The organism is Burkholderia cepacia, from assembly GCF_001718835.1.
In the GTDB taxonomy this organism is placed as follows: domain Bacteria; phylum Pseudomonadota; class Gammaproteobacteria; order Burkholderiales; family Burkholderiaceae; genus Burkholderia; species Burkholderia cepacia_F.
In genome coordinates, this window is sequence record NZ_CP013444.1 from 717,103 (window position 1) to 739,459 (window position 22,357).

The following is a 22,357-nucleotide window of genomic DNA, read 5'->3' on the forward strand; positions in this document are numbered from 1 at the left end:
TTTTGTCTCCAGTTGTACATTCCTCCCACGCGTACGCAGGCCGGTGCCTGTCGAGCGAGTCAGGAGGAGCAACCCGATGTTGCAATTGAGCGATCGCGATCAGGCGATGTTGCATGGTGACTTCGGCGATGGCGTCGCGCGCGCGATGCGGATCGTCGCACGCACGGCGCAAGTGATGTCCGCGCCGCACCTGATCGACATCACGTCCGCGCATATCGACGGCTGCCTTTACCACGGCCGGACGAGCCTCGACTTCGTCGAGTATTTCGTCGACACCGGTGCGAAGGTCGCGGTGCCGACCACACTGAACGTCGGGTCGCTCGACCTGATCCATCCCGAGCTGTACCACGGCGACCGCACGATCCAGCGCGACGCGCAGCGCCTGATGGACGCGCATCTGCAACTCGGCTGCGAATCGAGCTTCACGTGCGCGCCGTATCAACTGAAGAACCGTCCCGGAAAAGGCGAGCAGATCGCGTGGGCCGAATCGAACGCGATCGTGTTCGCGAACTCGGTGCTCGGCGCGCGCACGAGCCGGTACGGCGATTTTCTCGACCTGGCCGCCGCGATCACCGGGCGCGCGCCGTATGCGGGGCTGCACGTCGAAGCGAACCGCGCCGCGCGGATCGTGTTCAACGCGCCGGACTTCAGCCGCCTGCCGTCGCGCGACATTCATTTCGCCGCGCTCGGCCTGCTGATCGGCAGGGTCGCGGGCGCGGTCGTGCCGGCGATCGTCGGGCTGCCGGCAGACACCACCGAAGACGAACTCAAGGCGCTCGGCGCGGCGGCCGCATCGAGCGGCGCCGTCGCGCTGTTCCATGCGGTGGGCATCACCCCCGAGGCGCCGACGCTCGACGCCGCGCTTCATGGACGTGCGCCGCATCGAACGGTCGACGTCGCGATGGCCGATCTCGACGAGATTCGCCGCACGCTGAACCACGGCGCGGCCGGCGACGCGCTCGTCGCGGTGGCGCTCGGCACGCCGCATTTCTCGCTGGCGGAATTCCGCACGCTCGACACCTTGCTCGACGCGTTCGACGGCAAGCCGGCCTGCGATTTCTACGTGAACACGAGCCGCTTCATCCTGTGGGAACTGGGCGAGCTTGGCCTCGCGAGCCGCTTCGAGGCGCGCGGCATTCAGATCGTCGTCGACACCTGCACGTACATCACGCCGGTGATGAAGCAACTGTCGGGGCTGGTGATGACCAATTCGGGGAAATGGGCGTCGTATGCGCCCGCGAACATCGGCGTGACGGTCGCGTACGGCAGCATGCGCGAATGCGTGCGGTCGGCGTTCGAAGGAAAGGTGCGATTCGATGACTGAAGCATATGGCGGCGGTTCGGCGTCGACGGGCGATCGAGATGCAACGACGGGCACGGTGCTGTCGGGCGATACGCTCGTCGCCGGCAACGCGTTCGCGGACGTGCTCGTGCTCGACAAGCCGCTCAGTTTCTGGGGCGGCTACGACTCGGGCGCGGGGCGGATCATCGACCGGGGCCATCCGCTCGTCGGCGCAAGCCTCGCCGGCAAGCTGATGGTGATGCCGCACGCGAAGGGCTCGAGTTCGAGCAGCAGCGTGCTCGCGGAAGCCGTGCGCAACGGCACGGGGCCGGTCGGGATCGTGCTGAAGGAGCGCGACCTGATCATCTCGATCGGCGCGATCGTGGCCGCCGAACTCTATGCGATCGCGGTGCCGGTGGTGTGCGTGAGCGACGACGTGTACGACGCGATCGTCCGCGCGTCGGGGCCGGTGCGGATCGAGGCGGCCGGTGGAATCGGCGGCGCGACGATCAGCGTCGGCGACGCCGCGCGCCGAGATTAGCCGGCCGGCGGTTGCCGAGGTCGCGGCTCGTGGGCGTCGGCGCCTGTCGATACATCAGTACATCGTATTAATAAAGACGCCGGCGTCGTGATCGGCCTGCGCCTGCCGTCGGCCCGTCCGCCGGGCGCAACGTCTCAAGTGCCTTCGCCTTCGCGATGCCGGGCCGTGCCGGCCAGCCCGGCGGCCGCCTCCCGATACGCGCTCGGCGTCTGCCCGGCCCAGCGCCGGAACGCGCGCGTGAAATTCGCCGGGTCGGTGAATTGCAGCCGCTCGGCGATCGTCTTCAGGTCGAGATCCGACGCGGCGAGCAACTGCTTCGCGTCGCGAAACCGCGCTTCGTCGAGCAGTTGCCGATAGCTCGACCCGGCTTCCTCGAGCCGGCGCCGCAGTGTGCGGGTCGACACGAGCAGCTGCTGCGCGAGCGTCTCCGGCCCCGGGTAATCGCCGGCCCCGCGTGCCAGCTCCGCGCGCACGCGTTCGACCAGATCGCCTTCCTCCTGGCGCACCTGCGCATACTCGCGTTCCACCTGCACGAGCGCCTGCCGGTGCGCGACTTCGTCGGCGAGCGGCAGCGGCCAGTCGAGCACGTCGCGCGCGATCCACAGCGCGTTGGCGGCACAGCCGAAGCGCACCGGCGGCAACTGGCGCCGGTAACGGGCGAAGTAGGCGGGCTCCGGCCACGTGAATCGCAGCGCGATCGGCGGCGACGCGCGCCCGGCCCATTGCGAGATGTTCTGCGCGAGCCCGGTCAGCACGAATTCGAACATCACGTGATGCTGCAGCACGGGGCTCGCCTGCACGCCGTGCAGTTCGAGCGTCGCGCCGCGCTCGTCTTCTTCACAGGTCAGGCGATATTGGCGGTTGCGCATCCGGAAGTAGCGCTGCGTGACGGATAGCGCCTCGCGGATGTCCCGCGCGGTCAGGGTCGCGTAGCCGAGAAAGCCGTGCACGGTCGGCTTCAGCAGCAGCCCGAACGCGAGCCCGATGCCCGGATCGCCGCCGATCTCGATCGCATTGAGCACGAGCCGCCCCCATTGCGACGGCGCGACGCGCGCGTCCGGTTCGGCCAGCACCGCATCGCGCAGGCCGGTGCCGGCGCGCACGGCGGCCAGGTCGACACCGCGCGCGGCCAGCGCCTGCAGCAGCAGGCGCGTGTAGGCGACCGGAATCGTCGGCCGGCGCAGCCCGAGGCGGTCCTTGGCGAGAGGGGAAGTCATGTCGTTTTGGCCGGAAATGACAAGCATTATGGCTGTTTGCCCCCTCACGTTCAAGGCGGCGCGCGCCTACGATGTCACGCATCGCTTACCGGCACGATCATCATGACGACACCTTTTCCGCACCTGCTCGCCCCGCTCGATCTCGGCTTCACGACGCTGAAGAACCGCGTCTTGATGGGCTCGATGCACACGGGCCTCGAGGACAGCCGCAAGACGCTGCCGCGGCTCGCCGAATATTTCGCCGAACGCGCCCGCGGCGGCGTGGGCCTGATCGTGACGGGCGGTTTCGCGCCGAACGTGGCCGGCTGGACCAAGCCGTTCGGCGGCACGCTGATGACGTCGGCCGCCGCGCGGCGCCATCGCGAGGTCACCGACGCCGTGCACGCGGAGGACGGCAAGATCGCGCTGCAGATCCTCCACACGGGCCGCTACGGCTATCACCCGTTCGCGGTCGCGCCGTCGAAGATCAAGTCGCCGATTTCGCCGTTCGCGCCGCACGAACTGAGTGCGCGCGGCGTCGAGCGGCAGATCCGCGCGTTCGTCCGCTGCGCAAAGCTCGCGCGTGAAGCCGGTTACGACGGCGTCGAGATCATGGGCTCCGAAGGCTACCTGATCAACCAGTTCATCTCGATGCATACGAACAAGCGCACCGACCAGTGGGGCGGGTCGTACGAGAACCGCATCCGCTTGCCGATCGAGATCGTCGAGCGCACGCGCGAAGCGGTCGGCCGCGACTTCATCCTGATCTACCGGCTGTCGATGCTCGACCTGATTCCGGACGGCAGCGACTGGAGCGAAACCGTGCAGCTCGCGAAGGCCGTCGAGCGCGCGGGCGCGACGATCATCAACACGGGGATCGGCTGGCACGAGGCGCGCGTGCCGACGATCGCGACGTCGGTGCCGCGCGGCGCGTTCGCGTGGGTGACGAAGAAGATGAAGGGCGAGGTCGGCATTCCGCTCGTGACCACCAACCGGATCAATCGCCCCGAAGTGGCCGAGCAGATCCTCGCGGACGGCTGCGCGGACATGGTGTCGATGGCGCGCCCGCTGCTCGCGGATGCCGAGTTCGTGGTCAAGGCCGCACAGGGCCGCGCCGACGAGATCAACACCTGTATCGGCTGCAACCAGGCGTGTCTCGATCACGCGTTCAGGAACAGGATCGCGTCGTGCCTGCTGAATCCGCGTGCATGCCACGAGACGGAGCTGAAATACACGCCCGCACCGCAGCCGAAGCGCATCGCGGTGGTGGGCGCGGGGCCGGCCGGGCTCGCGTGCTCGACGGTGCTCGCACAGCGCGGCCATCGGGTCGACCTGTTCGACGGCGCGGCCGAGATCGGCGGCCAGTTCAACATGGCGAAGCGGATTCCGGGCAAGGAGGAGTTTCACGAAGCGCTGCGCTACTTCGGCCGCCAGGTCGAGCTGACCGGCGTGAACCTGCACCTGAACCGCTGCGTCGACGCAAGCGACCTGATCGCGGGCGGCTACGACGAAATCGTGCTCGCAACGGGCGTCGCGCCGCGCGACCCGAAGATTCCGGGGCAGGACGGGCCGAACGTGCTCAGCTACATCGACGTGCTCGCGGGCAGGCAGCCGGTCGGACGGCGTGTCGCGGTGGTCGGCGCGGGCGGGATCGGCTTCGATGTCGCCGAATATCTGGTGCAGGACGGCGAATCGCCGGCGCTCGATCTGGACGAGTGGAAGGCCGAGTGGGGCGTGACCGACCCCGCCGCGATGCGTGGCGGCGTGACGCGTGCGCAGGTCACGGCGCCGGCGCGTGAGGTGACGCTGTTGCAGCGCAAGGCCGCGCCGCTCGGCAAGGGGCTCGGCAAGACCACCGGCTGGATTCACCGCGCGACGCTGAAGATGAAGCAGGTGAAGATGATCGGCGGCGTGAACTACGAACGGATCGATGCGCGCGGGCTGCACGTGTCGTACGGCGAGCAGCGCACCGATCACGAACTGATCGAAGCCGACACGATCGTGCTTTGCACGGGGCAGGAGCCGCAGCGCGCGCTCGTCGAGCCGCTGCGGGCGGCGGGGCGCGCGGTGCACCTGATCGGCGGCGCGGAACTGGCCGCCGAACTCGACGCGAAGCGCGCGATCGATCAGGGTGCGCGCCTCGCGGCGCGGCTGTGACCGGCGTGTGACCGCGCAGTGAGCGGGTTACGCGGCTTCGGCCCGTTCCTCCGCTTCAGCCTCGATCATGGCCCGCACGATCAGATAGACGGCGGGCAGATCGTCGTCGTCGCGTTTCCAGTCGACGGCTTCGTCGACATCCGCGGCGACCATCCGGCTGTCGCGCAGCCGGATGAACGCGTCGACGACCATCGGATCGTTGCGGTTCAGGAAGCCGGCGTTCGAGAACGCCAGCTCCTCGACATTCAGCAGCGCCTGCCAGCTCATCGTGCGGACGGCGGCCGGATGGCTGCGGCGCCGCAAGCCGAGCGCCCGCTGCGCGGGGCCGCCGACGACACGCTGAAGATCGACGACCGCCTGCCGCGCGGCGCGCTCGAAGTGGACGGGATTGAAGCCGGGTTGCTCGGGATCGAATGCGGATGACTGAAACATGGTCGCCTCACAAAGTCCGTTCGTCGAAAGTGACTGAAATCGGGTCATATGGCCAAAAGCACTGTAAATATATACAGTGATTCGATTGGTTTCAAGCCCTGGATAACGAAGATGGGTCCGTTGGCATGATGGGCAATCACGGAAAGACGATCGCCGGACGGCAAGGCAGGCAGGCTAGTCAAAGCTATTGAATATATTTTTTTAATAGTTTTTTGCAATTTTGGCCGGCAATCCGAGACGGACTTGATGCTTGAAACGGGACCGAGGGCTCGCGGGCGCGATCGATCGAATTCGCTCTATGTTTTCCCCGGCGACGTATGGTGAGCACTGCAAACGCTGGACTCGGCGACTCGATCAAGTAGCGGTGCTGACAATGGGGTTGCTTACCGCTTGCCAGCTTCGACTCGACGTACATTACCAGCCGAAATGAAATTTGGAATCCGAATCAAGGTGTGAACATGGCTGGCATGTGATATGTCGATACGGATTTCTGAATGGTGTTTGCATGCGATTTGCGTTCTCCCAGATGTGCAAGCAATGCTGTCAACGATCAAGGAAATCGGAGAATGCCAACTGCGCAAGAGAACCAACCGCAGGATAATGGCTTCGCGCGAGCTGGGTCGGGCACGGTACGCTGCGGCTGTTTTTGAACAACTGGAAGACTGATTTCCAGAGGCCGAGTTTGAGAAGGACCGCAGAAAGGGTGATTGAGCATTTATTTGACTTTCACGTGACGAGCGGTCTCTTCACAGTCGATCAGGCGCGCGCATCCGGAAGTGCACCACTGTGCCGGTAGGTTGTCGACCGGCAACGTCCTTTCGACAAATCCGATGCCACTGTCCGCAATCTCATGTGCCGTAGCATATCCATTCGCTGTTTTCAATACACTGAAAGACCATTAATTTCCTTTCGTTTACAAAAACGAGATGGTACGATCGGAAGGAATTTTGATGTTGCATGAAATGTATTTGTAAGAAAGTAGTCGGCATACGAAAGACTCCTCGGGGCCGTTGGAGTCGGTCTAATGGCATAGCCAGGTTCGATATTTCATTTCAGCGAAAAAATGAATAAATTCAAGCTGCTGTTCGTTGTTGAGTTTGCGCTTTCGATCGTATTTGCCTTTTTCAGCGTTTCCGCACACGCCGTACTGGGTGGTGATCCCAGGGTATTGCAAGGCGGTGAGACTTATTCGCTCAATCAAAAGCCTTCCTATACCGTCAAACAAACGAATCTCGTAGGCGGCACCGCACTTCGAGAGTACCTTGACTCGGATGGCATCGTTTTCGCCGTCGCCTGGAATGGACCGTTCACTCCGAATCTCGCGGAGTTGTTCGGCCCATATATGGCCAAATATCAGAAGGGTTTGGCGGACCTGCAGGCGGCCTGGGAAGCCAATCCACGGTCACGTCCTCGCGGCGGAGTGGTGATCGTCCGTCTGGACGATTTCGTGTCGAGTCAGAGTGGACGTTTTGGCTATTACATGGGTGGTGCGTGGTTGCCCGACTATTTGCCCGTAGGCGTCAATGAAGGCGACTTCAATTGAAGACGAGCAGGACCGCTGGCCGGATCGGCCCGTGGCGGTGCTTGCACGGCTTGCGGACGACTGACCGGAGTGGGTACGAGCACGCAGTCCGATTGAAGATCGAACGCACGGAATAAAGAAAGCAATCATGAGATTCGCTAAAGGGGTGAGTGTTCGTGCAACCTTTGTTCGCACGTTGGTTGCGCTTACTTTTTCGATTTCGACGGCCGAAATATCGGCTTTCGATGCCGCGATTCCGAAACTGGAGCCGCAACGGATTTCACATTACGATCCGAACGCCATTCCAGACGGCGTCCGGACAGATTTGCCGCCGATTATCGACGCTCATGGCAAGCGCGATGCTTTCTTTTATCCGGATGGACTTTTGAAAGGGCGCGTCGTGCACATGCGCTTTCCGAAAAATTACGTGCATTTCACGCAAAATCTGCCGCCGCGACACGCCACTCAATTTTCCTTTGCGGTGATCTACCCCAGGATGATAAGCATCATCGATCCGGAAGTGATCGAATCGATGAAAAGAAATGGCGGGCATATTCTAGACGATGAAGTGCACTTCAGCATTCAGTCGCCTGGAACCTCGTCTGAGAATGAAGTCGCCGGACTGAAGGAGAGAATGAGGCGATATGAGAAGAAAAAGGACGAAGTTCACTTTTCCGAAATCAAGGTGCCTAGCGAATTCGCTGCCGGCGCGCCGGAGAAATATCGCGCATCGGGCATTCGGGAGGTGGATGTTCGCGGCATGGCGAATGGCGACGATCGGGTGATCGACACCTATATGCTCTGGAGTCGCGACGGCAAGATCAACCGATTCATGCGTTGCTATCCGAGCGACGCGAGGCCGCAATGCAACATGTCGATCGATGCCGATAAGGCATCGGATCTATACGGCATGTCATTTTCGTTTCATATGAAGTTGCTTTCTCGACTGCCGAGCCTGACTGCCGATTTGAGAAGTCTGATTGGTTCGTTCATGGTGAAGGTCTATTAATCTGTCTCGAGGATGTCATATGGCTATTGGAATCACGCAGGATCAGTTGAATCAGGTTCTTGCCAAGATAGACGGGAACAACAAGGATGTGGCGGGCGCCTGGAAATTGCTGGCGAGCTACGGCGACGGCTATGCGGTTCAAGCGTACACGGTGATCTCCGACCCCACCTCGTTCTACGGCATCGCCGTGCGCGATCACTGGGCGAACACCGGCGCGGATTTCGGCAAGTTCCAGGAAGTCGCGCTGCAGCACGTGCGTCAGTACGTGGACATGATCGGCAAGGAGAAAGGGCAGTCGGAGCTTTGGCTGTCGGACGGACAGGTCGCGGTCAACAACGATCCGAGAAACGCTCGCAGCAGCGACGGTCTGCTGCTGTTGCCGAAGACGGCGCCGATCGAAGAGTCCTATCGCGCAGCCTTGACCGCGGCGGGAATGAAGCCCGAGACGGCGATTGATCTGGTCATCAATCGTGGGCTGGTTCCGTTTGCGTGGTATGGGCACAGTCCAATCGGGCTCGGATTCGAGGCGGCGCGGGTATCCAGTTTCGAGAATTACCCATCCGGCGTATCGCGAAGCTCCGCCACCGCGTTGATCGGCAAGACGATGGTGGATATGCTGTATTCGCTGTTCCAGAAGGGCGTGCTGCCGAGTGGACAGTCGCTGTCGGACGTGATGGTCCAGATGACCACACTGGGCAATCTTTTCCCGGGCGGAAACGACATCCGCGTGGAAACGCAGGGCGGCTTCAGTTATTACTACAACAACAAGACCGGCACGGCCGCGATGATCGACCGGTCGGGGCGCGGCAAAGCGTTTTACAACGGCAAGGAAATCGACGTGAGCCCGGACAATTTCAGGAGAAATTCGTCCGGCGGGTTCGACATTCGGCTTAACAACGGCTCCTGGACGGGCGCGGGGCTGGATTACAACGAGACCGTGCCCCGTTTCATCGCGAACGAGATTCCGGGACACAGCATTAATTTCACGGCATCGTCCGGGGACCAGAAGGTTGCGTCGAACGACAACGGCGGGATCGCTCTCCCCGTGCTGGTATCCGGCGTGTACAACAACGCTACGTCGTTGAACGGTAACGATATCGGTTCGCGTGACGCGGGTGCGGCAACGATCCAGGCGATCAGGGAGCGTGGGCTGACGAATCTCGCCAACGTTCTTCAGGCCGCGTACGACGCATCGAGCCGGATCATTTCCGACGCGGCGAGCCGTGCGGCGCTTTCTGCGCCCTACAGTAATTTCGACGCGTTCATTTCGAAGATCAATGCGATCGGCAAGAACCTGCTGGATGCGCTGAACGGAATCGATGCCGCCGGTCTCACGCCGGAATTGCAAGGGCAACTGGCCGCGTACAAGGCGGACCTTTCCTCGATGAGCAAGGTTCTCGTCTGGGGGCGTCTCGTCAACAAGCTGACGGAATCGCTCCAGGTGTTCGGTGAAAAGCTGGGCACGATCGCCGGCGCGCTGCAGTTGCTTGCGTTCACGGGCAACCCGGCGGCGGCGGCCGCGGGTTGGGCGCGGTCCGTTCCCGGCGTGGCCGACATCGGGCTTTCGATGCTTGTCGGCGGCATGATGGGATCGGCCTCCGCGATTGCGCCTGGACTGATGACGGGGACGACCGGCGGGCTGTATTTCCTGCTGATGGGAAGCAGCACGTGGAGCGCGTACGCGACCAAGACGGGACAGAATTTCAATCAGGTCCTGGCGATCGTCGCGAATGCGCTCGGCATGCCCGGCACGATCGCGGATCCGTCGCAGATCCCTGCCGAATGGAAAGCGGCTCACGGCGATCTCGTGAACGCGAACGTGCTGAAGGCAGGAGACGGCGCGCTCATTGCGATGTCGTCCGCAGGGGTTTATAGAATCAACGCAGATCATTCCGGCGTTTCCGCTTCGCGGATTGACTATTTAAACAGTCCGGGGATTGCGGTGCGAACCGCCGACCAGTATGCGCGCGACATTTCGGAACAGCAGTTCGGGCCGAACGGTCAGATGAACTTTCAGTCGCAGACCCTCTATGACGCATCGGGGCGGAAAGTCAGCATGACGGCGACGGGCGGAGTCGACCACGTATTTACAGTCACGTACAACCCGGACGGCAGCCGAAGCGAGCAAATGTTCAATACGGCGAGCGGGAAGTGGGTATGGACGCATGAGTTTGACGCCGCTGGCCTCGCGACCAAGAGCATCGAGGCGACCGGCAACGGCAACGTCTCGACCACGACGTTCAGTTCCAGCAACAACAATACGGTGACGACCGTCACCGACGGAAGCGGCAGAATCGTTCAGGTCACGAATTGGCAGAACGGGTTCCCGGCGGTCGCGAGCTTCGAGTACTTTGTCGACGGAGGCATGCGGATCACGACACAGCTCCCGGACGGACGGAACGTCCAGAATCTGAACGCCGACGGAAGCCGGACATCGGACTACTACGGTCTCGATGGCCACCTGCGTGATCGCGGGGTTTTCCGCCCCGACGGATCGCTGGCGGAGAAGGACATTTTCAGCGCGAGCGGCAACATCTTCAGCCGGGGCACGTACGATGCGACGAGCCATCTGACGTTGACGGTCGAGATGGACGACGCCGGACGGATCAGGCGGAAATACGAATACAACCAGAGCACGGGGAATGTATCCAAGATCCAGGATTTTGACGAAGGCGGCGGACTCAAGAAAGATTGGTACTACGACGCGTCCGGAAAGTTCGTCCGAGCGGTCGAGTTCATGGGGCACGGCGCCGAATACATAACGGAAGTCCGGCCGGACGGGTCGATCGTCAGCTACAACCCGACTGCTCCAGCGAATTATGACTTCGGCAAGGCCCTTGGGCCCCCCCGGTTGCCTTCGACGAAGATTCCTTTCAATCCGATCGTGTCTCCGCCCGGGTTGACCGGGTCGGGACGCATCATCGGGCCGCCGGGGTCGTCTCCGGGCACCAATGCGCCTTTGCCAATACTCAAGATCCAGCTCCCGACGCCGCTTCCCGGCCAGAGTCCCGCGCCGAAACCGAATTATCCCGTCGGCGTGTCGGAACCGGACTGCTTCCCGGGTGAGGTGTGCGTGGTGATCGTCGGCACCGGAGGAGATGGCGGCGGGGGAGGCGGTTTCGCGCCCATGACGATGCGACAGAACGTCAGCCTGCTCACCCAGTCGATGGCTGCTTTCAATCCGGTCGTGTCGGGTGAATTGACGATGCCCGTTCCCCAGGAGCGTTCCACCCATTCGGTATTGAGCGCCAACATCCATTGAGGCGCCTCCCCGTCGGAATGGCGGCGGGGAGATGTCGGTATTGCGGGGCGACGCGTCGTCCGGATTGATCGGGCGACGGCTTTGCACGAGTCGTACGAACGCACTCCGATCGGTTGCCGTTCAACTCCCATGCCGCAAGCACCGTCGCCGTCCGCCGCCGAAACGACGGGCGGCGACGGTAGTCCACGCCGAACTGCCACGCTCAACTCAACATGAACGAAGTCCAATTGACCTTGGCGTCACCCGATCCAGGCTTGGCGGCGCTAGTCCTGATCGCGCAATTTCACGGAATTGCTGCCGATGCCGACCAGATGCGGCATGCGAGCGGGCTGCCTGCAGGCGCTCTCGGCGTCGAGGAACTCGAACTGGCTGCGCGCTCGCTCGGCCTCAAGACATCCCGCGTGCACGTGACGGCCGAGCGACTGGCATCGCTACCCAAGCCCGCGCTCGTGTTCGACGCAAGCGGCGCGCATTTCGTGCTTGCAGCTTGTGATGCCGACAAGGCGCTGATCGCCGAAGCGCATGAATCGAATCCGACCGTCTGTACGCCCGCCGACGTTATCGCCCGTTCCGACGGGCATGCGCTGCTGATCGCGTCGCGCGCGATGCTTGCCGGCGAGCTCGCGCGATTCGATTTTTCGTGGTTCATCCCGGCCGTCGTCAAGTATCGTCGCCTGCTGCTGGAGGTGTTCGCGGTGTCGGCGGTCCTGCAGGTGTTCGGTCTCGTTTCGCCGCTGATGTTTCAGGTCGTGATGGACAAAGTACTGGTCAATCACGCGTTCGATACGCTCAATGTGGTGTGCATCGCGCTGCTGATCAGCGCTGTCTTCGAGGTTTTGCTGGGCGGTGTGCGCAACTACGTGTTTGCGCATACGGCGAGCCGCATCGATGTCGAGCTGGGTGCACGGCTGTTCCGGCACTTGCTGGCGTTGCCGCTCGCCTATTTCGGCGTGCGCCGCGTCGGCGATACGGTTGCCCGCGTCCGCGAGCTCGAGAACATCCGCAGCTTTCTGACCGGGCAGGCGCTGACAGCCGTGATCGATCTGTTCTTCTCGATCATTTTCATCGCGGTCATGTGCATGTACAGCGTGTGGCTCACGCTGGTCGTGGTGCTCTCGCTGCCCGTCTACGCGGCGATATCGATATCGATCACGCCGGTTTTGCGCAAGCGGCTCGACGAGAAGTTCGCGCGCACCGCGGACAATCATTCGTTTCTCGTCGAGACCGTGTCGGGAGTCGAAACGGTCAAGTCCATGGCTGTCGAACCGCAGTTTACGCGCCGCTGGGACAACCAGCTGGCCGGCTACGTGTCGGCCGGGTTCAGAGTCACGTCGCTCGGCAACGTGGGCCAGCAACTGATCCAGCTGGTGGGCAAGCTGGTGTCGCTCGTGACGCTCTATCTCGGCGCGCGCTTCGTCATCGAGGGCAGGTTGTCGGTCGGCCAGCTCGTGGCCTTCAACATGATGTCGCAGCACGTCGCGGGGCCCGTTCTGCGGCTTGCGCAGCTGTGGCAGGACTTTCAGCAGGTCGGGATCTCGATGAGCCGGCTCGGCGACATCCTCAACACGCGCACCGAGCTGTCGCAGAGCCGTCAGACGTTGCCGGCCGTGCGCGGCGATGTCAACTTCCGGAATGTTCGCTTCCGGTATCGTCCTGACGGTCCGACGGTTCTCGACGATGTGTCGCTCGACATCGCGGCGGGTGAGGTCGTCGGCATTGTCGGCCGTTCAGGTTCGGGAAAGAGTACGCTCACCAAGCTGCTGCAGCGGTTGTATGTTCCCGAGCACGGGCGCGTCCGAATCGACGGCATCGATCTGGCGCTTGCTGATCCGGCGTGGCTGCGCCGACAGATCGGCGTCGTGCTGCAGGAGAATCTGCTGTTCAACCGTTCGATTCGCGAGAACATTGCCGTTACCGATCCGGGCGCACCGCTCGACACCGTCATTCGCGCCGCGAAGCTCGCCGGCGCGCACGATTTCATCTCTGAATTGCAGGAAGGTTACGACACCGTCGTCGGCGAGCACGGCTCGAATCTGTCCGGCGGACAACGGCAGCGTATCGCGATTGCGCGGGCGCTGGTGACTGATCCGCGCATCCTGATCTTCGATGAAGCGACGAGCGCGCTCGACTTCGAGACTGAGCGCGTGATCCAGAACAACATGCAATCGATGTGCGAGGGCCGGACGGTGATCATCATTGCGCACCGGCTCAGCTCGGTGCGCCGCGCGAATCACATCGTCGCAATGGACAAGGGACGCATTGTAGAGACGGGCACTCACGAGTCGTTGCTTGCCATGCAAGGCTATTACGCGCACTTGGTGTCGCTCCAGAACATGTGATTTTCCCGGATATCGATGATGCTGAAATTCCAAGCGTTCGGCGCATTGCTCGAGCGATACGCAGCGGTGTTCCGGGAGTCGTGGAAGATCCGACGCATGCTCGACGGCGAGCCGAAGCTCGCGTACGAGAGGGCGTTTTTGCCCGCGCATCTGGAGCTGGTGGAGTCTCCCGTTCACCCGTTGCCGATGTGGACGATGCGCATCATCGTGACCCTCGGCGTGTTGATCGTCGGGGTTGTGCTGGTCGGCAAACTGGACATCGTCGCGGTCGCGCCGGGCAAGCTGATTCCGAAGGAACAGGTGAAGACGATTCAGCCGGCGCTGACGGGCGTCGTGCGTCGCATCCTGGTGCGCGACGGGCAGCGTGTGCAAGCCGGCCAACTGCTGATGGAGCTCGATACGACACAGGCGGCGGCCGATGCGGACAAGGCTCGCCTGAGCCGGCTCGATGCGGCACTCACCGTGGAGCGATCGCGCTCGCTGCTGCTCGCGCAAACGCAATCGAAGCCGCCCGTGGTCGGCAAGGTCGAGGGCGCAAGCGAGCAGCAGCAGCTTGAAGCCCAGCGTTTCGCGGAAGGCTTCCATCGCGAGTATTGGGACCGTTTGAGCGGCGCGCAGGCCGAACTGGCGCGACGGGAGGCCGAATTCGCCACCGTCCGGCAGCAGATCGCGAAACTGTCTGCGGTGGCGCCGCTCGCAAGGCAACAGGCGGACGACTACCGGATACTCGCTGCCGACAAATATGTTGCCAGGACGGAGTACCTGGACAAGGAGCAGGCGGCGTTGAATCATGAGCATGAACTGGCGGCGCAGCGCAGCCACGCCACGGAACTGGCGGCAGCGATTGCTCAGCAGCGGGCCGAGATCGCGTCGGTTTCGTCGCAGTTTCGCCGCCAGCAGATGGATCTGCTCGACAAGGCGACACAGCAGCTCGCACAGAGCCGAAATGACGAAACCAAGGCCGATACGCGACAGAAATTGCTGAGCCTGACCGCGCCGGTTACGGGCACGGTTCAGCAACTTCGCATTCACACGCTCGGCGGCTTAGCGACCGCGGCATCGCCGGTGATGGACATCGTGCCCGACGATACGCTCGAGGTCGACGCGAATATCGAGAACAAGGATATTGGTTTCGTCAAGACGGGACAGACCGTCATCGTCAAGGTCGAAGCCTTTCCCTATACACGTTATGGCTATCTGAAAGGCAAGGTCGAAACCGTCTCGAACGACGCGGTTCAGGACCGCAGGCGGGGCTTGACGTTTCCGGTGCGTATCCGGCTCGCCGGCAACCGGATCCATGCGAACGGCGCCTGGATCAACCTGACGCCAGGGATGGCTGTCACGGCCGAGATCAAGACCGGTAAGCGTACCGTCGCGCAGTACTTCCTCGATCCGCTTGTCCAGACCGGGCAGGAGAGTTTGCGTGAGCGTTGAGCTTAACAGGTGCATTGCCGCCGCTGCGCTGTGGATCGGGCTGTGCGGGGCAGGTTCCGCACATGCTTTCGATCCGTTTCTGACCGAGCGTGCACTATCCGGGACGCCGGCGGCAGACATGCTGGATCAACGCCCCGGCATCTGCGCTTTCGGCGATTTGCCGCAACCGCTGCAGCTGCAGGACGCGGTCGAACGCGCGCTGTGCGGTCATCCCAAGTCGCGGCAGGCATGGGCGAACGTCAAAATTCAGGCCGCGGCGGTGGGCGTTGCTCGCGCGGCGTTTCTGCCGACCGTGAACGCCAACTGGCAGGGCACGCGTGACAACGTGGACAATCACGTCACCGGTTATTCGCAATTCGATTCGAATTACCGGGTTAATCTGCAAAATGCGAGCGTGTCCCTCAGCTGGGTGTTGTATGACTTCGGCGGCCGTTCGGCGGCGCTGCGCAACGCGTCCGCACTGCTTGCCGCAGCGCAGGCGAATCAGCAGGCAGCGCTGCAGACTGTCTTCGCGCTTGTTGCAAAGGACTTCTACACAGCGCAGGCCGCGCAAGGCACGCTCGCGGCAGCGCGCGAGATCGAGCAGGCGGCGCTCATGAGCGCGGATGCGGCGACTGCCCGAGTCGACAGGGGCGTCGCGTCGATCAGCGATCAACTGCAGGCGCAAACGGCGTACGCGGAGGCCGTCGTCAATCGCACCAAGGCGGAAAGCGATTTGCGCAGCGCGATGGGAGCGCTCGCGTCGGATATGTTCCTGGCGCCGACGACCGGGATCACGCTGCCCGGCGTCGGCGAGGGAGTGACCGCAGATCGCGCGTTCAATGATTCGATCGAGGAACTGATCAAGGAGGCGCAGCGCAATTATCCGGGTGTCCTTGCCGCCAAAGCTCAGTTGACCGCTGCACACGCGAAGACGATGCAGATCCGCGCCGAAGGGTTGCCGCGTCTCAATCTAGTTGGCCAATACAATTACAACAATCAGCCAACTAGTCTGCAGCTTGGTTTTCCTGTGTTTCCCGCATCGCATCGGGAATGGTATCTAGGAATTCAGGTGACGATTCCCCTCTTCGAGGGATTCGCCCGTACCTATCAGGTCCGGCAGGCGAACGCGCAAGCCGAGCTGCAGATCGGCATGCTCGACGAGATCCGCCAGGAAGTCGGGCTGGATGTGTGGAACGCGTATCAGGCACTGCAAAGCGCGACACACAACCTCGGCAACAGCGCGACGCTGCAGTCGCTTGCGCAGCGTTCTTATGACGCGTCCGGGCATCGCTATCGGATGGGGGTCGGAAACATGCTCGAACTGCTCAATGCGCAGTCCGCGCTCGCGGGTGCGAAGCGGCAACGGATCCAGGCGCTGACCGACTGGCGCTCGGCGAGGCTGCAGTTGGCGGCGAAGCTGGGAAAACTCGGGATGTGGAGTCTCGACAATGTCGTGCCGCATTGAACAAGATCCATGATCGTTGGCGCGGTGCCGCATATTGTGCTTCTAGCCGGTCGAACTTCTGGCATCAGAAGGCGGAAACTGCAACGCCGCGCGTGCCCTGGCCGCCGGCTTGAGTATGTTCGATATCACACCGACGCCGCGATGGTTTCCCGCAGCCACCGATGCGCGGGATCGCGATGCACGCGCTCGTGCCACAGCATCGACATTTCATAGCCGGGCACCTCTACCGGTGCGTCCACCACACGCAACGCAGGCACGTCGCGCACCAGCCGCTCGGGCAGCATCGCGACGAGATCGGTACTGGCGACGGCCGACATCACGAACAGGAAGTGCGGCACGGACAGCACGACGCGCCGCACGGCACCGACCTTCGCGAGCGCTTCGTCCGTCACGCCGAAGAAGCCGCCGCCATCGGGCGACACGATCACGTGTTCGAGCATGCCGAACTGCGCGAGCGTCGGGCGCCGCTTCAGCTTCGGATGCCCGGCGCGGCCGACGAGCACGTAACGCTCGGCGAACAGCGGCAGGCGCCGCATGCCGGCCGGCGACCCTTCGGTCGTGTGAAACGCCAGGTCGATTTCGCTGCGTTCCGCCTGTTTCTCGATGCGCGGCGGCACGAGTTCGACGACGGCCAGCCGCGTACCGGGCGCGGCCGAGCGCAGCGTGTGCAGCGCCGGCAGCACGATCGTCGATTCGCCGTAGTCGGTCGCGGCCACGCGCCATGTGTTCGTCGCGGTCGCCGGATCGAACGGGGTGGCCGGAACCACCGCGCGCTCGACGGCTTCGAGCGCATCGCGCAACGGCTCGCGCAGCGTTTCCGCGCGCGCGGTCGGCCGCATCCCGCGCGGCCCCGGCAGCAGCAGCGGATCGCCGAACAGGTCGCGCAGTTTTTGCAACTGCACGCTCACCGACGGCTGCGACATGCTCAGCTTCTCGGCCGCGCGCGTGACGTTGTGCTCGGCGAGCAGCACGTCCAGCGTGACGAGCAGGTTCAGGTCGAGTCGTCTGAGATTATTCATGGCTATACCTGGAATATCAGGAATTCATTTCAAATATACCTGGCGGCGCGGCATCCTGCCGACATTCAAGCAACGGAGTGTCTGGCCATGAATGTGCTGATCGTTTATGCCCATCCCGAACCGCGTTCGCTGAACGGCGCGCTGCGCGACTTCGCCGTCGGCCATCTCGAAGCGGCCGGCCACGCGGTGCAGGTGACCGACCTGTATGCGATGAACTGGAAGGCGGCATTCGATGCGAACGACGTGACCGATCGCGCGCTCGACGCGCGGTTCGATCCGTCGCTCGATTCGAAGCGCGCGTTCGCGCAAGGAACGCAGCGCGACGACATCGCGCGCGAGCAGGAGAAGCTGAAGTGGGCCGACGCGGTGATCCTGCAGTTTCCGTTGTGGTGGTTCTCGATGCCGGCGATCATGAAAGGCTGGGTCGAGCGTGTGTATGCGTACGGTTTTGCGTATGGCGTCGGCGAGCATTCGGATACGCGCTGGGGCGATCGCTACGGCGAAGGTTCGCTGGCCGGCAAGCGGGCGATGATCGTCGTCACGACGGGCGGGTGGGAGTCGCACTACAGCCCGCGCGGCATCAACGGTCCGATCGACGACGTGCTGTTTCCGATCCAGCACGGGGTGTTGTATTACCCGGGGTTCGACGTGCTGCCGCCGTTCGTGATCTACCGGACGGGCAAGATGGATGACGCGCGGTTTGCGCAGACGCGCGACGCGCTCGGCGAACGCCTCGACAGCCTGTGGGCGACGCCGCCGATTCCGTTTCGCCGGCAGAACGCGGGCGATTACGAGATTCCGGCGCTGACGTTGAAGGAGGAGATCGCGCCGGGGCGGGTGGGGTTCGCGGCGCACGTGGATGGGGCGGGGCGTTGACGCCCGGTCAATGCTGGCCGCGCAGGCGGCGCTCGACACGCAGGCGGCCGGGCGGCTCGAAGTACGTGCCGAACCGGACGAGCCCCGCGTTCTTCAGATGGCACGTCATCTCGAAGCTGACCAGGATCCCCGGATCCTGGTTGTCGATGATCTCGACGTCGATCGATCGGATCCGCGGCTCGTATCTCAAGAGCGTCGCTTCCATCTGCTGCTTGAGGACGTGTGCCGATGCCGGGAGCGCCTTGTAGATGTTGGTCAGGTCGGGCAACCCGTAGTCGGGCAGATGCTTGAGCGCGCCGGCCCGCGTATTGAGGATGCGTCGCACGTTCTGCTGGACGCTCAGGCATTCGAGCGTCCTGTCGTCGTACGCGTCGATCGGCTCGCCGCCGATCTGGCCGAGCAGCATGTCGTAGAGAGACGGGCCGGCGGTCATGCGAAGTTCCGCGATGCGAGATCGACATCGACCGGCAACGGCGCATCGACGAAATCGATCGTCATCTTGCCGCCCGTGTCCGCGGAAAGGTCGATTGCGTGCGGCGTGATGCCTGACGCCATGCGCGTCAGCAGCTCACGCGAAACGGTCGGCAGAATGCGCTGGTTGATGAACGCATCGACGTTGCGCGCACCGGACTCGCGCGATACGCAATGCTGCGCGATCGAATCGATCAGGTCGTCCGCGCACGTCAGCGTCACGGCGTGTTGCCGATGCAGCCGTTCGGCAACCTTGGCCAGCTTGATCCGTACGATCGACGCAAGCGCCGTAGCGTCGAGCGGCCGATAAACCAGCGTCTGGAAGCGCGCGAGCAGCGCGGGCTGGAAGTGTGCAAGCAGTTGCGGATGAATCGCTTCGCGCAGCGCCGCTTGCGCGATTTCGGGATCGACGGCCGTCGCATCGTCGATCTGCGCACTGCCGAGGTTGGACGTCATCACGATCACGCAATTGCGGAAATCTATTTCGCGCCCTTCGCCGTCGCGCATCATGCCGCGGTCGAACACCTGATAGAACAGGTCGAGCACGTCGCGATGCGCTTTTTCGACCTCGTCGAGCAGGACGACGCTATAAGGCCGCTGACGTACGGCTTCAGTCAGGAGGCCGCCGCGCCCGTAGCCGACGTAACCGGGCGGCGAGCCTTTCAGTTGCGATACCGTGTGCGCTTCCTGGTATTCGGACATGTTGATGGTCGTCAGCGCGGCTTCGCCGCCGAACAGCAGGTCGGCCAACGCCAGCGCGGTCTCGGTCTTGCCGACGCCGGACGGGCCGGCGAGGAGAAATACGCCGAGCGGCGCGTGCTCGCTTTTCAGGCCGGCCTTCGCCGTGCGCAGGCTTTCCGCCAGCTCGGCGATCGCATCGTCTTGCGCGACCACGCGCGCAGCCAGCGCGGATTCGAGCGTGAGCAGGCTCCTCAGTTCGTCTTCGACCAGGTTGCCGACCGGCACGCCGGTCCATTCGGCGACGACGCGCGCGATCGCCTGTGCATCGACGTCAGGAAAGATCATCGGCGCCTTGCCTTGAACGGACGACAGTGACTGGAGCGTTGTCGCGATCGGCCCGGGATCGGACTGCGCATGCCCTGCAAGGCGGATGGCGCGCAGTGATTCGACGAGTTCTCGCTCGCGCGTGTACTGGCGCTCCAGGGCGTCGGCGCTGGCGTACATGGCATCGTGCGATGCGTCGATCGATTCGCGGCGGGCCGTCGCGTCCGGGAGTCCGGCGCGTGTGTCGGCATCGATCGCGGCGCGCTCCAGTGCGAGCGCTGCCAGCGTTGCGCGCGCATGCTGCAGTTCGGCCGGAGGCACGTCGAGACCCATGCGCACGCGTGCCGCCGCCGTGTCGATCAGGTCGACGGCCTTGTCCGGCAGTTGCCGCGCCGGGATATAGCGGCGTGACAACCTGACGGCCGCGACGATCGCCTCGTCGCGGATATGGACGTCGTGATGCCGTGCGTATCGATCGGCAAGCCCGCGCAGCATCAGGCACGCAGTGTCGTCGTCCGGCTCGTCGACCTTGACGACCTGAAAGCGCCGTTCGAGCGCCGCATCGCGTTCGAAGTACTCCTTGTACTCGGCCCACGTGGTGGCCGCGATCGTGCGCAGTTCGCCGCGCGCGAGTGCCGGCTTGAGCAGATTCGCCGCGTCGGCGCCGCCGGCCGCGTTGCCTGCGCCGATCAGCGTGTGCGCTTCGTCGATGAACAGCAGGATCGGCGTGGTGGACGCGCGCACCTCGTCGATCACGTTCTTCAGCCGCTGTTCGAATTCGCCCTTGACGCCCGCGCCGGCCTGCAACAAGCCGAGATCCAGCGTCAGGATGCGCGTGTCCCGAATCGTCTCCGGAACGCTGCCTTCGACCACCCGCAGCGCAAGTCCTTCGACGAGGGCTGTCTTGCCGACGCCCGGTTCGCCGACGAGGATCGGATTGTTCTTGCGGCGGCGGGCCAGCACGTCGATCATTTGCCGGATTTCGCGGTCGCGCCCGAATACGGGATCGATATCCCCGTTCCTGGCCTTTTCCGTCAGGTCGAGTGCAAAGCGTGCGAGTGCGTCGCCGTCGATCGAGCGTTGCGCAACATGCTTGACCGGTGCGTCGGCGGTTGGCGTCTGCCGGCTGGCAACCTGAGCCGCATGGGCAGCATCGCGTTGCGGCGGCGCGGCGTCGTCAGCGTCGTTCTCGCTGGACCGCCGGCCCAAACGTGGCAGCACGCGGCGGATCTGGGCGCTGGAGACCGACAGCAGCGGCCACGCGCGTTGCGTGCGCAGCACATGCGGCGCCTCGACGACGGCTTGCAGCAGATGGCCGGAGCGGATCATGCCGTCCGGATCGTCGGACGATGCGTGCGCCCATGCATCCTCGACGACGGCGGCGAGCTGTCGCGACAACGCGGGCTTGCCGCGCAACGTGCGCGGCATGCGATCGATCACCTGGATCAGGGCATCCCAAACGGTGTCGATGTCGAGATCGTAGTGCCGCAGGATTGCGGGAATGTCCCCGTCGTCCGCTTCGAGCAGCTTCAGCATCCAGTGCTCGACGGCGATCTCGTCCGCGAGTCGTGCCTGGCAAAGGCTCGCGGCGGCTTCAAGCGCCCGCGTGCAATGGGGATTGAGGCGGCGAAGGAGATGAGTGGCGTCCCGGAGGGCGGGCGTTCGGTCGTCGCGCAGCGTCATGTCGAGGGCTGGAAAGGGAGAGGAAGGGGCGGGCATCCGTTGGCGCCCGCTTTCGGCGGCCGGGCCGGCGCGAATTGCCGGCCGGCCCGGCGGAAACCGGTTGCGCCGCAGCCGGTTTCCGCCTGTCGGTCAGGACGTCAGGAACGTTCGTTCCAGGTGTCCTTGTGGATGATGTTGCCGTCCTTGTACGACCACGTGATGGTTTCGTAGCGCAGCTCGACGTCCTCGAGGTGATTGTGCTTTTCGTAGTCGGGGTTCTTGATGTCGAGCATCTTCGGCTTCACCGCGACGATCTTCACGTTGTCGAGCTTCGTGTTGAAGTACTCCTTCTCCTTGCCCGCGTCGTCGATCTTGTACCACTTGATCTCGACCGATTTCAGCGTCTGGCCGCTCGTCACGGCCTTGTACAGGTACGGCGTCGACGCGTCCGTTTCCTTCGTCAGCGTGATCGGCTTGTGGACGCGCGTGCCGGTCAGCTTGCCGGTGTTGCCGTCGGTCGGAATGTGGACGCCGTGGTCGAACGCGACGAGTTCGACGCTGCCTTCACGGTCCTGAACGGTCACCGAACCCTTGATGTCCGCGCCGCCGTCATCCTTCAGCCACATGTAGGCGGGAATTGCCATTTGTTCTCTCCTTCTTTGTACTGCGAATCGCCGGAACCGGAGCCCGGCGCTGACAAACC

The 22,357-nt window shown here is 63.5% G+C and carries 16 protein-coding genes; 10 read left to right on the forward strand and 6 right to left on the reverse strand.

All coding sequences use genetic code 11. The features are described 5' to 3' along the window. Positions 1-76: 76 nt before the first annotated feature. Both WT26_RS23595 and WT26_RS23600 read left to right on the forward strand, forming a co-directional pair. Positions 77-1,324: an aconitase X gene (locus WT26_RS23595; protein ID WP_069274077.1), complete on the forward strand. Its 1,248-nt coding sequence runs from the start codon at positions 77-79 to the stop codon at positions 1,322-1,324. Beyond that, positions 1,317-1,823 (forward strand): aconitase X swivel domain-containing protein, encoded by a 507-nt coding sequence (locus WT26_RS23600; RefSeq protein ID WP_069274078.1) that lies wholly within the window; start codon positions 1,317-1,319, stop codon positions 1,821-1,823. Before WT26_RS23595 ends, WT26_RS23600 begins: the two co-directional genes overlap by 8 nt. A 134-nt stretch (positions 1,824-1,957) precedes the next feature. Here the strand turns inward: WT26_RS23600 and WT26_RS23605 are convergent, their stop codons facing one another. Then, the gene (locus tag WT26_RS23605) at positions 1,958-3,067 is read right to left on the reverse strand and encodes an AraC family transcriptional regulator (RefSeq protein ID WP_069274079.1); all 1,110 of its coding nucleotides are present in this window, start codon (positions 3,065-3,067) and stop codon (positions 1,958-1,960) included. 75 nt (positions 3,068-3,142) lie between these two features. Here WT26_RS23605 and WT26_RS23610 point away from each other — a divergent pair, with 75 nt between their 5' ends. Beyond that, a complete protein-coding gene (locus WT26_RS23610; RefSeq protein WP_069274080.1) occupies positions 3,143-5,176 on the forward strand; it encodes an NADPH-dependent 2,4-dienoyl-CoA reductase in 2,034 nt (677 codons plus the stop codon). A gap of 27 nt (positions 5,177-5,203) precedes the next feature. Here the strand turns inward: WT26_RS23610 and WT26_RS23615 are convergent, their stop codons facing one another. Then, a complete protein-coding gene (locus WT26_RS23615) occupies positions 5,204-5,608 on the reverse strand; it encodes a DUF2471 family protein (protein ID WP_069274081.1) in 405 nt (134 codons plus the stop codon). 1,063 nt (positions 5,609-6,671) lie between these two features. Here WT26_RS23615 and WT26_RS23620 point away from each other — a divergent pair. The 6 genes from WT26_RS23620 (at position 6,672) to WT26_RS23645 (ending at position 16,621) form a co-directional block, all read left to right on the forward strand. Next, on the forward strand, positions 6,672-7,151 hold the full coding sequence (locus WT26_RS23620; RefSeq protein WP_060156897.1) for a DUF2844 domain-containing protein: 480 nt from the start codon (positions 6,672-6,674) through the stop codon (positions 7,149-7,151). A gap of 127 nt (positions 7,152-7,278) precedes the next feature. Continuing rightward, a complete protein-coding gene (locus WT26_RS23625) occupies positions 7,279-8,139 on the forward strand; it encodes a hypothetical protein (RefSeq protein ID WP_155123191.1) in 861 nt (286 codons plus the stop codon). A 19-nt stretch (positions 8,140-8,158) separates the two neighbouring features. Then, the gene (locus tag WT26_RS23630) at positions 8,159-11,401 is read left to right on the forward strand and encodes an RHS repeat protein (protein ID WP_155123192.1); all 3,243 of its coding nucleotides are present in this window, start codon (positions 8,159-8,161) and stop codon (positions 11,399-11,401) included. Positions 11,402-11,613: 212 nt separating this feature from the next. Beyond that, positions 11,614-13,740: a type I secretion system permease/ATPase gene (locus tag WT26_RS23635; protein WP_069270983.1), complete on the forward strand. Its 2,127-nt coding sequence runs from the start codon at positions 11,614-11,616 to the stop codon at positions 13,738-13,740. Positions 13,741-13,755: 15 nt separating this feature from the next. Next, a complete protein-coding gene (locus WT26_RS23640) occupies positions 13,756-15,174 on the forward strand; it encodes an HlyD family type I secretion periplasmic adaptor subunit (RefSeq protein WP_060156902.1) in 1,419 nt (472 codons plus the stop codon). Further along, a complete protein-coding gene (locus WT26_RS23645; protein ID WP_059955777.1) occupies positions 15,164-16,621 on the forward strand; it encodes a TolC family protein in 1,458 nt (485 codons plus the stop codon). Before WT26_RS23640 ends, WT26_RS23645 begins: the two co-directional genes overlap by 11 nt. Before the next feature lie 125 nt (positions 16,622-16,746). On the opposite strand, the gene WT26_RS23650 is transcribed toward WT26_RS23645, so the two are convergent. After that, positions 16,747-17,640 (reverse strand): LysR family transcriptional regulator, encoded by an 894-nt coding sequence (locus tag WT26_RS23650; protein WP_069274082.1) that lies wholly within the window; start codon positions 17,638-17,640, stop codon positions 16,747-16,749. A gap of 87 nt (positions 17,641-17,727) precedes the next feature. Between WT26_RS23650 and WT26_RS23655 the strand changes: the two genes are divergently transcribed. Next, positions 17,728-18,516, forward strand: coding sequence for an NAD(P)H-dependent oxidoreductase (locus WT26_RS23655; protein WP_069274083.1), 789 nt, complete (start codon positions 17,728-17,730; stop codon positions 18,514-18,516). Positions 18,517-18,523: 7 nt separating this feature from the next. Here WT26_RS23655 and tssE read toward each other — a convergent pair whose 3' ends face one another. The 3 genes from tssE to WT26_RS23670 form a co-directional block, all read right to left on the reverse strand. After that, positions 18,524-18,949, reverse strand: a complete 426-nt coding sequence (gene tssE / locus WT26_RS23660; protein ID WP_059481107.1) for a type VI secretion system baseplate subunit TssE — start codon at positions 18,947-18,949, stop codon at positions 18,524-18,526. After that, positions 18,946-21,675: a type VI secretion system ATPase TssH gene (tssH, locus tag WT26_RS23665; RefSeq protein ID WP_069270985.1), complete on the reverse strand. Its 2,730-nt coding sequence runs from the start codon at positions 21,673-21,675 to the stop codon at positions 18,946-18,948. The genes tssE and tssH overlap by 4 nt, the downstream gene beginning before the upstream one ends. 137 nt (positions 21,676-21,812) lie before the next feature. Further along, positions 21,813-22,298, reverse strand: a complete 486-nt coding sequence (locus WT26_RS23670) for an Hcp family type VI secretion system effector (RefSeq protein WP_006479553.1) — start codon at positions 22,296-22,298, stop codon at positions 21,813-21,815. Positions 22,299-22,357: the final 59 nt, after the last annotated feature.

What these genes read in the sequence shown, in the direction of transcription:
- WT26_RS23595 (WP_069274077.1), top strand. Translation starts at nt 77, where the DNA reads ATGTTGCAATTGAGCGATCGCGATCAGGCGATGTTGCATGGTGACTTC.
- WT26_RS23600 (WP_069274078.1), top strand. Translation starts at nt 1,317, where the DNA reads ATGACTGAAGCATATGGCGGCGGTTCGGCGTCGACGGGCGATCGAGAT.
- WT26_RS23605 (WP_069274079.1), bottom strand. Translation starts at nt 3,067, where the DNA reads ATGCTTGTCATTTCCGGCCAAAACGACATGACTTCCCCTCTCGCCAAG.
- WT26_RS23610 (WP_069274080.1), top strand. Translation starts at nt 3,143, where the DNA reads ATGACGACACCTTTTCCGCACCTGCTCGCCCCGCTCGATCTCGGCTTC.
- WT26_RS23615 (WP_069274081.1), bottom strand. Translation starts at nt 5,608, where the DNA reads ATGTTTCAGTCATCCGCATTCGATCCCGAGCAACCCGGCTTCAATCCC.
- WT26_RS23620 (WP_060156897.1), top strand. Translation starts at nt 6,672, where the DNA reads ATGAATAAATTCAAGCTGCTGTTCGTTGTTGAGTTTGCGCTTTCGATC.
- WT26_RS23625 (WP_155123191.1), top strand. Translation starts at nt 7,279, where the DNA reads ATGAGATTCGCTAAAGGGGTGAGTGTTCGTGCAACCTTTGTTCGCACG.
- WT26_RS23630 (WP_155123192.1), top strand. Translation starts at nt 8,159, where the DNA reads ATGGCTATTGGAATCACGCAGGATCAGTTGAATCAGGTTCTTGCCAAG.
- WT26_RS23635 (WP_069270983.1), top strand. Translation starts at nt 11,614, where the DNA reads ATGAACGAAGTCCAATTGACCTTGGCGTCACCCGATCCAGGCTTGGCG.
- WT26_RS23640 (WP_060156902.1), top strand. Translation starts at nt 13,756, where the DNA reads ATGATGCTGAAATTCCAAGCGTTCGGCGCATTGCTCGAGCGATACGCA.
- WT26_RS23650 (WP_069274082.1), bottom strand. Translation starts at nt 17,640, where the DNA reads ATGAATAATCTCAGACGACTCGACCTGAACCTGCTCGTCACGCTGGAC.
- WT26_RS23655 (WP_069274083.1), top strand. Translation starts at nt 17,728, where the DNA reads ATGAATGTGCTGATCGTTTATGCCCATCCCGAACCGCGTTCGCTGAAC.
- tssE (WP_059481107.1), bottom strand. Translation starts at nt 18,949, where the DNA reads ATGACCGCCGGCCCGTCTCTCTACGACATGCTGCTCGGCCAGATCGGC.
- tssH (WP_069270985.1), bottom strand. Translation starts at nt 21,675, where the DNA reads ATGACGCTGCGCGACGACCGAACGCCCGCCCTCCGGGACGCCACTCAT.
- WT26_RS23670 (WP_006479553.1), bottom strand. Translation starts at nt 22,298, where the DNA reads ATGGCAATTCCCGCCTACATGTGGCTGAAGGATGACGGCGGCGCGGAC.